This window comes from Corallococcus aberystwythensis, assembly GCF_003612165.1.
Lineage (GTDB): Bacteria > Myxococcota > Myxococcia > Myxococcales > Myxococcaceae > Corallococcus > Corallococcus aberystwythensis.
Genome location: NZ_RAWK01000287.1, coordinates 1 through 12,227, shown reverse-complemented (window position 1 = coordinate 12,227; position 12,227 = coordinate 1). Strand labels below are relative to the sequence as shown.

5 protein-coding genes and 1 pseudogene are annotated in these 12,227 nt (G+C 71.5%); 1 reads left to right on the top strand and 5 read right to left on the bottom strand.

Translation table 11 applies throughout. The features are described 5' to 3' along the window. The 4 genes from D7W81_RS34280 to D7W81_RS34265 all read right to left on the bottom strand — a co-directional run. Positions 1-4,985: hypothetical protein (locus D7W81_RS34280; RefSeq protein WP_120559601.1), on the bottom strand; the 4,985-nt coding region annotated here is incomplete at its 3' end. Positions 4,986-5,102: 117 nt separating this feature from the next. After that, positions 5,103-6,473: a peptidase MA family metallohydrolase gene (locus tag D7W81_RS34275; RefSeq protein WP_120559600.1), complete on the bottom strand. Its 1,371-nt coding sequence runs from the start codon at positions 6,471-6,473 to the stop codon at positions 5,103-5,105. 52 nt (positions 6,474-6,525) lie between these two features. Then, positions 6,526-7,743, bottom strand: coding sequence for a threonine ammonia-lyase (locus D7W81_RS34270; RefSeq protein WP_120559603.1), 1,218 nt, complete (start codon positions 7,741-7,743; stop codon positions 6,526-6,528). A 108-nt stretch (positions 7,744-7,851) separates the two neighbouring features. Beyond that, a complete protein-coding gene (locus tag D7W81_RS34265) occupies positions 7,852-9,081 on the bottom strand; it encodes a Glu/Leu/Phe/Val family dehydrogenase (RefSeq protein WP_120528742.1) in 1,230 nt (409 codons plus the stop codon). Positions 9,082-9,149: 68 nt separating this feature from the next. Here D7W81_RS34265 and D7W81_RS34260 point away from each other — a divergent pair, with 68 nt between their 5' ends. Beyond that, positions 9,150-9,644 (top strand): helix-turn-helix domain-containing protein, encoded by a 495-nt coding sequence (locus D7W81_RS34260; protein WP_120559602.1) that lies wholly within the window; start codon positions 9,150-9,152, stop codon positions 9,642-9,644. A gap of 42 nt (positions 9,645-9,686) precedes the next feature. On the opposite strand, the pseudogene D7W81_RS34255 reads toward D7W81_RS34260, so the two are convergent. Next, positions 9,687-12,111: pseudogene (locus D7W81_RS34255) on the bottom strand (DEAD/DEAH box helicase). Positions 12,112-12,227: the final 116 nt, after the last annotated feature.

Here is a 12,227-nt window from a genome sequence, read left to right as displayed (position 1 = left end):
GCGGGGGCCTGGGGGGCCTGCCAGGTGGACGGAGCGGGCGCGGCGTCAGCCATCCAGTCGGGCTGGGCTTCCTGGGGCGTGGCCCAGGAGGAGCGTGCGGCGGGGGCTTCGGGCGCACCCCATTCCGGCGTGGGGGGAGGAGACGACCACTCGGAGGCAGCTTCCTCGACCGGGGCCTCCCACGGCTGCTGGGCGCCGGTGGCAGGCTGGGCCCAGGCGGAGCCGGCCGAGGTGTCCTCGGAGGAGGCCCATTCCGGCTGCGCGGCGGTAGGCGTGGCGGACCACGGCTGATCCGCGCCCGGGGTCACATCCTCGCTCGTCGCCCACTCAGGCTGCGCTTCGATGGGGGCGGCTTCTTCAGACGCGGCCCACTCCGGCTGAGCGGCGACAGGTGCGGCTTCTTCGGTGGCCCACTCAGGCTGCGCCTCGATGGGGGCGGCTTCTTCCGTCGCGGCCCACTCCGGCTGAGCGGCGACAGGTGCGGCTTCTTCCGTGGCCCACTCGGGCTGAGCCTCGATGGGCGCTTCTTCGGACGCGTTCCATGCGGACTGAGCGGCGACGGGCGCGGCTTCTTCTGTGGCCCACTCAGGCTGAGCCTCGATGGGCGCTTCTTCCGTCGAGGCCCACTCCGGCTGAGCGGCGACAGGTGAGGCTTCTTCGGTGGCCCACTCCGGCTGAGCCTCGATGGGCGCTTCTTCCGTCGCGGCCCATCCGGACTGTGCGGCAACGGGCGCGGCTTCTTCCGTGGCCCACTCAGGCTGCGCCTCGATAGGCGCTTCTTCCGCAGCGGCCCATTCCGGTTGAGCGGCGACGGGCGCGGCTTCTTCTGTGGCCCACTCAGGCTGCGCCTCGATGGGCGCTTCTTCCGCAGCGGCCCATTCCGGTTGAGCGGCGACGGGCGCGGCCTCTTCGGAGGCATTCCATGCGGACGGAGCGGCGACGGGCGCGGCTTCTTCCGTCGTGGCCCATTCAGGCTGGGCTTCGATGGGAGCTGCCTCTTCCGTCGCGGACCACTCCGGCTGAGCGGCGACAGGTGCGGCTTCTTCGGTGGCCCACTCCGGCTGGGCCTCGATGGGGGCCTCTTCCGTCGCGGTCCAATCCGGCTGCGCGACCGCGGGCGTCGCGGCTTCCGCAGACGCCCACTCGGACTCGGCAGCGGCCTGCGTGGTGCCGTCCGCCGTCGCCCACTCGGGCTGCGCGGCGACCGGTGCGGCTTCTTCCTCGGTGGCCCACTCCGGCTGCGCCGAAACAGGGGCGGTCTCTTCGGTGGCCCACTCGGGCTGCGCGGCGACGGGCGCGGTCTCTTCGGCCGTGGCCCACTCGGGCTGGGCTTCGATGGGCGCTTCTTCGGCGGTTGCCCACTCAGGCTGGGCCTCGAGCGGCGCGGCCTCCGGGGTGCCCCACTGCGGCTGCGTGGGAACGGCGGGCGCGGCTTCTTCCGTGGCCCATTCAGGCTGGGCCTCGAGCGGCGCGGCCTCGGACGTGGCCCACTCGGACTGCTCGGCGACAGGCGCGGCTTCTTCCGTGGCCCATTCAGGCTGGGCCTCGATGGGGGCCTCTTCCGCGGCAGCCCACTCCGGCTGAGCGGCGACGGGCGCGGCTTCTTCGGTGGCCCATTCAGGCTGGGCCTCGATGGGGGCCGCTTCTTCCGTGGGGCTCCATGCGGACGCGCCGGCGACGGGCTCGGTGGCTTCCGGGGTGGCCCACTCGGACTGGGCTTCGATCAGCGGGGCTTCTTCGGAAGGCGGCGTCCATCCACCCTGGGCGTCAGGGGTTGGCGCCGCCGTGGATGCGGCCCATGCGGATTCGGTGGCCGGGGCATCCCAGGCGGGCGTCGCGCTCGCGTGGGGCTGTTCGTCCGACGCGGTGGCGGCCCACTCGGGCTGGAGCTCGATGGGGGCCGAGTCCTCGGACGACTGCGCCCACTCGGACGCGTCAGCGGCGGGCTCCACGGCATCCGCGGCCCACTCGGGCTGCAGCTCGATGGCGGCGGACGCGTCCTGCAATCCCACGGTGGTGGTGGCGTCGGAGGGCGTGCCCTCGGCGGACCACTGCTGCGCATCCTGATCCGGGGTGTTCCACGCCGAAGACTCGGTGGACTGCGCTTCGGCGAGCGACTCGGCGGCGGTGGCCAGCGGCACGGCTTCGTCGGCGCTGCCGCTCAGCTCGCCCCACTGTTCCGGTGCCTGGCCCCCTTCGGCCGAGGGCTCGACATCGTCCGCGCCGAGCTCCAGCGTGTCGGCTTCGATGTCCGGGCCCACCGGGATGCTGCGGATCCGCAGCGACGGAATGCCCGATTCATTCGCGAACGGGGAAGCCGGCGGCGTGAGCTGCTGCTCCTCTTCCGCGCCCAGGTCGGCCACGTCGAAGGTCTGGGCCTCCACACCGGAGGCGACCGCCGAAGCGGCGCCGCCGTCGGCTCCGTACGCATTGCCTTCGGAGGCGACATCGTTCGCGTCGAGGGCGATCTCTTCGGCGGGCACTTCCGTGGAAGCGACGTTGCCGGACTGCCACTCCGCCGCGACATCGCTCGTTTCGAGCGCGATCTCCTCGGCAGGAGTCTCCGCTTCAGCCTGCCACGTTACGGCGGACTCGGACGCGGACGCGGTTCCCTCGGCGATGGCGGCCGGATCATTGCCGGACGCCTGCCACTCCGTCGCGACGTCACTCGCGCCGAGAACCATCTCCTCGTTGGAGGCTTGCGCCGCCGTGGCGTTGTCGGCCTGCCAGTCCGTGGCGACCTCGCTCGAATCGAGCGGGATCTCCTCGGCGGCGACAGCGCTGTCAGCCGACCATTCGGTAGCGGCATCGACTGAGCCCGGTGCGCTCTCGTCGGCCTGTGCGGATGCCGTCGGGTTGGCCTGCCAATCCGTCGCGACATCGCTCGCGTCGAGCGCGATCTCCTCGGCAGCGGCGTCCGGGGTGCCAGTCGCGCCGGACTGCCACGCCGCCGCGGCATCCTCCGCGCCGAGCGCGATCTCTCCCGCGCCTTCCGACGGCGTTTCTTCGCCGGACTGCCACTCCGTGGCGACATCGTTCGTGCTGAGCGCGACTTCTCCGGCGGCGCCCTCCGAGGAGGTCTCCTCGCCGGACTGCCACTCCGTGGCGACATCGTCCGTGCTGAGCGCGACCGCATCGGCAGTTGCTTCTACCGGCGTGCCGGTACCGGCCTGCCAATCCGTGGCGACGTCGTTCGTGCCGAGCGCAATCGCCTCGGCCGGAGGCTCACCACCGGCCTGCCAATCCGTGGCGACGTCGTTCGTGCCGAGCGCAATCGCCTCGGCCGGAGGCTCACCACCGGCCTGCCAATCCGTCGCGACGTCGTTCGTGCCGAGAGCGATCTCTTCCGACGCGGTTTCGCCGCCGGAGTGCCACTCGGTCGCGACGTCGTTCGTGCCGAGCGCAATCTCCTGATCCGGAGTTTCGCCACCGGCCTGCCAATCCGTAGCGACGTCATTCGTGCCGAGCGCAATCGCCTCGGCAGGAGCTTCACCACCGGCCTGCCAATCCGTGGCGACATCATTCGTGCCGAGCGCAATCTCCTGATCCGAAGTCTCGCCGCCGGCCTGCCAATCCGTCGCGACGTCACCCGCGCTGAGCGGGATCTCCTCCGCCGCCGGAGCCTCCTGCCACGCAGCCGCGGCATCGGCCGTGCCCGCGGCAAGCTCACCACCGGACTGCCACTCCGTGGCGACGTCGCCCGCGTCGAGGGCGATCTCCTCCGCCGGCACTTCCGTGGCCGCGGCGCCGTCGGTCCACGCTTCCGCGATGTCACCCGCGCCGAGCGCGATCTCTCCACCGGACTCCGATGCTTCCGCGACAGGGGCCGCATCCGCCCCCCACGCGCCAGCCGTCTCCGTGGCGATGGCCTGCGCCTCCTGCACGCCCCCAGCCGCGGGCGCGGCAGCCTCCGCCGTCGAGACGTCGCTCCAGTCCCACTCCGAAGCTCCACCCTCGGCCTGCGCCGCCGGCTCCACCGCGAGTGGTGCCGTATCGAGCGCGTTGGCCTCGGACTCCTCGGACTCCACCGCCAGCGGTGCCGCATCCCACGCCGCGTCCACGGGCGACAGGTCCTCGGCCATCACCGCCTCGGACACGGGCTCGGCCTCCAGCAGCTCCGCCTCACCCGCCGCGTGCTCCGCGGAGGCCAGCGCCTCCGCCATCGGATCCAGCCCGGATTCCGCCGGGGCCTGGGCCTCCGACTCGACCTCCATCGACAGGTCCGCGAACGAGTCCTCCAGCGAGGGCTCCGGCTCGGCGGCGGCCACCGGGGCCGGCGTCTCCGACGACAGTCCGGAGAAGTCCTCCTCGGCGCTCGTGCCCCACGCGTCCGCCGTCTCCGCGGCGGGCGCCGCCACGGGCGCCTGCGGCATCCACGGCGCGGGTTCACTCAGCGAGGGGATGTCGATGTCGTCCGTGCTGAGGTTCAGGCTGTCCGGGTCCGCGGGCGCCTGCGGAGCGTACCCACCGGCCTGCGGATCCGCGTAGGCAGCCGCCGCGTTCGGGTCATACGCAGCGTTCGGGTCGTAGCCCTGCTGCGCCCACGCCGCCGCCGCGTTCGGATCATAGGCCGCCGCGTTGGGGTCGTACGCCGCCGCGTTCGGATCATAGGCCGCCGCGTTCGGGTCGTAGCCAGCGGGGTAGGCGTACCACTGGCCGTCCTCGCCGTAGTACCCCTGGGCGTTGGGGTCGTAGCCGGCGGGGTAGGCGTACCACTGGCCATCCTCGCCGTAGTACCCCTGGGGCTGCTCGTAACCGGCGGGGTAGGCGTACCACTGGCCATCCTCGCCGTAGTACCCCTGGGGCTGCTGCTCCGTGGGCTGGGCCCACGCCTGGGCCGCCGCCGCGGTGTCCGCCGCGTCCTGGATGCCCAAGAGGCCGCGCAACTCGACCCAGCGAGCCTCCTCGACAGCGGACAGGCTTCCCAGCTTCCGCTTCTCGTCCAGGAAGCGGAACTCTCTCATCGCGGCGCGCGTATCGGACATCCGTCACCTTGCTGCGACAGCGTCCAACGGGGACCGCCGCAGCAGAAAATCTTGGGGCCCGCGAGTGTAGGGGACTCCCGCCAGGGGGTAAACCAATCCGCCACGCCCGACCGGCCGCTACCTCCCCGAGAGGGCGGCACGCACCGCCTGGTCCAGGCCCGCGAAGTCCTTCTCATAGGTGGCCTTCAGGGCCTCCTGGAAGGAGTCGGCCCGGCCCGCCTTCTGGATGAAGTCCAGGAGCTTCTCCTGGCCCCCCAGCCGCACCAGTTCCCGCACGGCCATGGCGGACGTGCCGTAGGCGATCTCCGGCTGGGACATGGAGATGGGCGCCTGCGAGTCCATGTCCGACAGCTTCGGCAGCTGTCCCTGCTTCGCCTGGCCGCGCATCACGTCCCGCAGGCCGCGCGGCGGGCCGTCCAGCCCCAGGTAGCGCCACTCGATGTACTCGGCCAGGCCCTCGTTGAACCAGCGGGGCAGGGCGCCGCCGCCGCGCGGGGAGATTTCGTCCACCGCCGCGTGCACGTACTCGTGCACCAGCGTGGCCTTCGTCCCCTGCGTCAGCTCCGCCGCGTCGTTCATGCGGATGGCGTCGTCGTGGTACAGCCCGGCCACCCGGGCCGCGTACGTGGGGCCCAGGTGCGTGCGGAACTCGTCGCGCGTGTAGAGCACCACGTCCAGCTGCCGCTCGCGGGCCCGCCCCAGCGTGCGCTGGGTGAAGTCATAGGCCTCGTCGAGCGCGGACACGACCTTGCCCTCGTACTCCGCGCGCTGGCCGAAGTCCCGGTCGCTGTTGAAGTAGCGGATGGCGAAGCGCCGGTTCTGGCGCACGCGCATGCCGTCCTTGCCCATGCCGGACTCGTAGCTCAGCCCCGCCGGACGGATGTCTCCGCCCGCCGTCGCCTTCGCCTGGCGCGTGTCCCCGGGGCCAGGGTCGCCGTTCATCCGCTGCTCCAGGCGCTCCGCCTCGCGCCGCGCGGCCCCTTCCTCCGACACCTGCGAGCGCGCCTGCTGCATCAGCTTGCGCGCCTCCGCGGCCTCCTTCGACTTCGCGGGCACCTGCTGCAACGTGGCCAGCGCCCCTTCGGAGTCCTTGTCCTGCAACTGCAGCCGCCCCAGCTCCAGCGCGAACGCGCCGTCCTTGGGGAAGGTCGCCAGGCCCTTCTTCAGCGCCTCCTCCGCGGCGGCCCGCTGATCCGTCTTCAGCGCCGAGCGCGCCAGGCACCGCAGGCCGCCCGCCGTCTCCTGGAAGGCCACGGCGCGCTCGCCCAGCGAGTACGCCATCACCGCGTCCTCGGAGAGCAGCGCCTCGCAGCCCTTGAGCAGCGGGGCCGCCACGGACGGCCGCTGCGGCTCCGGGTAGGAGGCGGGGTCGGCCGCGGCGAACGCGAGGTACAGCTCCTCCCACTCCTTGTGGGCGGCCAGCTCCTTCGCCTTCTGCGCGGGAGGAGCGGCGGCGAGGAGCAGCAGGGCGATGAGGGGCGTGTTCATGGGTTTCCGGAGTATCGCCGAACCCCCGAGCGCCCGCGCAAGCCTCCCCGCCCTACGTCCGGGCGACCTGCCAGCCCTGGGACTCCAGCGCGGTCATCAGCTCCTGGATGTGGGCGTGTCCCGTCGTCTCCAGCATCACCTCCACCGTGGCCTCGCCCAGGCCCGCCTTGGAGAAGGCGCGGTCGTGGTGCAGGTCCACCACGTTGGCGCGCATCTCGGCAATCTGGGTGGTGAGCCGCGCGAGCATGCCGGGCCGGTCCGGCAGCCGGACCTCCAACTGCACCAGGCGGCCCGCCTTCACGAGGCCCCGCTCGATGATGCGGCTGATGACGTTCATGTCGATGTTGCCGCCCCCGATGATGATGGCGACGCGCTTGCCCTTCGCCTGCGGCACGCGCCCGTTGATGAGCGCCGCGAGCCCCGTCGCGCCCGCGCCCTCCGCCACCGACTTCTCCTGCTCCAGCAGCATGAGGATGGCGGCGGCGATCTCCTCCTCGTCCACCGTCACCACCGCGTCCACGTACTTGCGCACGTGCTCGAAGGGGAGCTCGCCCGGAATCTTCACCGCGATGCCGTCCGCGATGGTGGTGCCCGCGGCGGTGAGCTCCGTGCGCTTTCCGGCATCCAGCGACGCCTTCATGCTCGCGATGGTGGAGGCCTGCACGCCCACCACCTGGATGCGCGGGTTTGACTCCTTCAGCGCCACGGCCACGCCGGAGATGAGCCCGCCGCCGCCCACCGGAACAATCACCAGCTCCAGGTCCGGGCACTGCTCCAACAGCTCCAGGCCGATGGTGCCCTGGCCCGCGATGACGTGCGGGTCGTTGAAGGGGTGCACGAACACCAGGTTCTCAGCGGCCTGGATGCGCAGCGCCTCCGCGTAGGCCTCGTCGTAGTTGGCGCCCTTGAGCACCACGCGCGCGCCGTAGTCGTCCCGCGTGCGCGTGACCTTGATCAGCGGCGTGCGCTCCGGCATCACGATGGTGGCGCGGATGCCCAGCCGGCGCGCGTGGTACGCCACGCCCTGCGCGTGGTTGCCGGCGGAGGCCGCGATGACGCCGCGGCGCTTCTCCTCTTCCGTCAGCGTCAGCAGCTTGTTGAGCGCGCCGCGCTCCTTGAAGGCACCGGTGCGCTGGAGGTTCTCCAGCTTGAAGTACACCACCGCGCAGTCGGTCTTCTCCGTGAAGTAGTCCGACGCGGGGCACGGCGTGGGGCGCAGCGCGGTCCGCAGCCGTTCGCGCGCCGCCTGGATGTCCTGCAGGGTGACCATCATGGCCGGGCGTGTAGCGGAAGCGGGCCCCGGACGGAAGCGGCCCGGAGCCCCACGCCTGCCTGGACGCGACGCGGCAACGGCCGGACGGCCGCCCTCCGGCACCCGTCAGATGCCGCGCAGCACGGTGGCCTTGCCCACCCGGCCAATGGCCAGGATGTAGGCGGCCGTCCGCATGGAGACCTTCCGCGAGCGGGCAATCTGCGCCACCCGGTCGTAGGCCTCCTTCATCGTCTTCTCCAGCTCCGCGTTGACGCGCTCCTCTTCCCAGGAGACGTGCTGGAGGTTCTGCACCCACTCCAGGTAGCTCACCGTCACGCCGCCCGCGCTGGCCAGGATGTCCGGCACCACGAAGATGCCGCGCTTCTCCAGGATGTCGTCCGCCTCCGGCTGGGTGGGGCCGTTGGCGCCCTCCACCACCAGGCGCGCGCGCACGCTGTTGGCGTTGTCGCGGGTGAGCACGTGGCCCAGGGCGGCGGGGATGAGCACTTCGCAGTCCGCCGCGAGCACGTCCTCGTTGGTGCACGGCGTGCCGCCGCTGAAGCCCGTGACGGTGCCGGTGCGCTTCACGTGCTCGAAGAGGGAGGGCACGTCCAGGCCCAGCGGGTTGTACATGCCGCCCAGCACGTCGGACGCGGCCACCACCACGCCGCCGTCGCCCCAGATGAGCTGCGCGATGTGGCTGCCCACGTTGCCGAAGCCCTGGATGGCGAAGCGCGTGCCCTTCACCGGCATGCCCAGGTCGCGCAGGATTTCACGGCACACGTAGAGCAGGCCCCGGCCGGTGGCGGCCTCGCGGCCCTTGGAGCCGTAGAGCTCCAGCGGCTTGCCCGTCACCACCGCGGGGGAGTGCCCGTGGTAGCGCGAGTACTGGTCCATCACCCAGGCCATCACCTGGGGGTTGGTGTTGACGTCCGGCGCGGGGATGTCCCGCGTGGGCCCGATGACGTCTTGAATCTGGTCCACGAACTTGCGCGTGAGCCGCTCCACTTCCTTGAGGCTCATCTGCGCGGGGTCGCACGCCACGCCGCCCTTGGCGCCGCCGTAGGGCACGTTCACCACGGCGGTCTTCCACGTCATCAGCGACGCGAGCGACACGCACTCGTCCTGGTCCAGGGCGGGGTGGTAGCGCAGGCCGCCCTTCATGGGGCCGCGGCTGTTGTCGTGCTGGATGCGGTAGCCCAGGAACGTGCGGATCTCGCCGGAGTCCATCTCGATGGAGACCTGCACCTTCACCTCGCGCAGGGGCGTGGCCAGGAGCGTCTCGATGGGCGTGCCCACGTCCATCACCCGCGCGGCCTTGCGGAAGTAGTAGTTGGTGCCGTCGACGGCGTTCATGGCGGGCGTCACTCCTGAGGACAGACGGAAAACCTTAACAGAAGGGGTACGCTACGATGCGAGCGTCCATGCGCCCCCATCCCCCGGACGAAAGCGACGCCGGCTCCTCCCTGCAGGGGCTGGCGCGGCGGATCCGCACGCTGCGCGAGCGCCGGGGCCTCACCCAGGAGGACTTCGCCGCCCGGTGTGACATCTCCGTGAGCTTCGTGTCGCTGCTGGAGCGCGGCGAGCGCAACCCCAGCTACGACACGCTCCTCCAGGTCGCGGCCGCGCTGGAGCTGCCGCTGTGGGAGCTGTTCCGGCTGGAGGACGCGGAGGACGCGGGGGCTCATCGGCTGGTGGAGTGGGTGCGGCTGAAGAAGCTGGGCCGGGAGGACGTGGACCGCCTCATGGCCGTGGCGGAGGCGATGTTCAGCGGGGGGCCGGGCGCTTCGGGCCTCGCGGTGAAGGCCGTCAGCGCGGCCTGCGCCTCACCGGAGTGTGGCCGGCCCGTGCTGGCCCGGGGGCTGTGCGTCGCGCACTACCACCGGGCCCGCAGGAAGAAGGCAGCACCAGGGCCTTGAGGGAGCCTTGAGCAAACCGGAAGGCGCCCCGTAGGCGAAGCGCTACTTGCGCTTGGCGCGCTCCACCTTGATCGTCTTGCCCTCGCCGTGCGGCTTGCCGTGGGTGGCCTCGAAGCCCTCCACGTCCTCCTCCGCGACGAAGACGTACGCGTACGTGGGGCGCAGGTCGGTCCTCAGCACCTTGCCCGCCGGAGCGCCCGCGGCCTCCAGCGCGGCGGTGACGCCCGCCTCGTCCAGGCCCTCCTGCCGGCCCAGGCCCACCCACAGACGCGCCTGGCCGGGGACGTCCTGCAGGGCCTCGTGGCGGGGGCGGCGCTCCTCGCGCTGGCCGCGCGGACGGTGCCGCTCCAGCTTCAGCGGCTTGTCGTTGTGCGGCTTGCCGTTGAGGGCCTCGAAGCCCGGGGCGTCGCCTTCCGGCACGTAGACGTAGCCGTAGGTGGGGCGGGTGAGCGCCTTGATGACCTTGCCGCCCGGAGCGCCCAGGGACTCCAGCGTGGCGGGCAGCTTCGCCTCGTCCATGCCGTCATCCGAGCCCAGGTTCACCCAGAGCTTCACCTCGCCGGGGCCCGCGTCCGGGGACGGGGGCGGGCGGGTGCTGGTGGTGTCGCGCTCGCTGCGCGGCTTGCTCTTCTCCACGCGCAGCGTCTTGCCGCCGTGCTGCTTGCCGTTGAGGGCCTCGAAGCCCGGGGAGTCCTCCTCCGCCACGAAGACGTACGCGAAGGTGGGGCGCAGCTCCGCGCGCACCAGCTTGCCCACCGGGGCGCCCGCGTCCTCCATGGCCGTGGCGATGCTGCCCGGCCCCAGGCCGTCCGCGGTGCCCAGGTTCACCCAGAGCTTCGTCTCACCGGGGCCCGGCTCCAGCGCGGCGGAAGTGCCCGTGCCCCGGCGCTCGCCCCGGTCCTCGCGGCGCGGCTCGTCGCGGCGCGGACGGCGCTCGCGGTCCGGGTGCTCGTCGCGGCGGGGACGCTCGGTGCGCTCGGTGCGCTCCTCGCGGCGGGGACGCTCGCGGTCGCGCTCGCGGTCCTTGCCCCGGCGCTCCACCGGCTTGCGCTCCGGAGCGGGCTCGCGCTTCTCTCCCTCACCCGCGGCCTGCGCCTTCTCCATGCGCAGGCGGCTGAAGTAGTACTTCGATGAGGAAGGCGACGAGGTCGTCCGCGTCCGGGCGCTGCTTGAGCTGCGAGGCCAGGGGCAGGAAGCCCTCGAAGATGCTGGAGCCCATGCCCTCGCGCAGCTCACGCACGTGGCGCTCGGTCCACAGGCGCATGGCCTCTTCGGGGGCGGGCATCTCGCGCATCTCGAACTTGATGCCGAACTTCTTCTCCAGCACGGTGAACGTCGCCAGCTCGCGCCCGGAGAAGAGGTTGATGGCCGTGCCCTTGTTGCCGATGCGGCCCGTGCGGCCCACGCGGTGCAGGTAGACGGCGGGGTCCTCCGGCAGGGAGTAGTTGATGACGTACTCCAGCCCGGAGATGTCGATGCCGCGCGCCGCGATGTCCGTGGCGACCATGAAGGCCACCTCGCCGCGCTTCACCTTGCCCATCACCCGCTCGCGCTCCTTCTGCGGCAGGTCTCCGTTGAGCAGCTCCGCGTCGAAGCCGTTGCGGTTGAGCACCGCGGTCACCAGCGCCGTGTCATCCCGCGTGTTGCAGAAGATGATGGCGTTGGAGGGCTCCTCCTTCTCCAGGATGTAGATGAGGTTGCGCGGCTTGGGGAACTGATCCGACACGTCGTAGCGGATGTGGTGGATGTGCTCCACCGTGAAGACGTCGCCGGACAAGAGCAGCGTCTCCGCGTCCGTCGTGTAGCGCGCGATGAGGTTCTGGATGTCCGTGGGGACGGTGGCGCTGAAGAGCAGCACCTGGCGCGTCTTCGGAAGACGGTCGAGGATGCGCGTCACCTCCTCGTAGAAGCCCTGGTTCAGCATCTCGTCGGCTTCATCGAGGATGGCGTGGTCGCAGCCGTCCAGCTTCAGGTTGCCGCGGTTGATGTGGTCGAAGACGCGGCCGGGGGTGCCCACGATGATGGGCGTGCCCTCTTCCAGCGCGTCCTCCTGCTGCTTCATGGAGGCGCCGCCGTAGATGGCCGCCACCTTCACGCCCTTGTACTTGGCCAGGGTGGTGAGCTCCTCCGCCACCTGGAGCGCCAGCTCGCGCGTGGGGCAGAGGATGAGGGCGCGCACGCGCTTCTCGTCCGCGGGAATCTTCTCCAGCAGGGGCAGGCCGAAGGCGGCCGTCTTGCCCGTTCCCGTCTTGCTGCGGACGATGAGGTCCTTGCCCGCCATCGCGGGACCGAAGGCCTTCGCCTGGACGGGGGTGGGGCTGGTGTAGCCGCGCTCCGCCAGCGCGCGGCGGAGGGGCTCGGAGAGGTTCATTTCTTCGAAGCTGATGTCCGCGATGTACTCGGCGGGACGCGTCGTGGCTTCGTCAGGTGCCGGGGCTCCCGGCGTGGGCTCTTGGATGTCGCTCATCGGGCATGGGCATAGCCCCTGCATTACCCTCTGGCAACAATCGCGGCACTTTGGGGTATGGAGCGCGCATGGCGAATGGGAGGAAGAGAACCAATGGTCCGGCCGCCCCCCGGCCC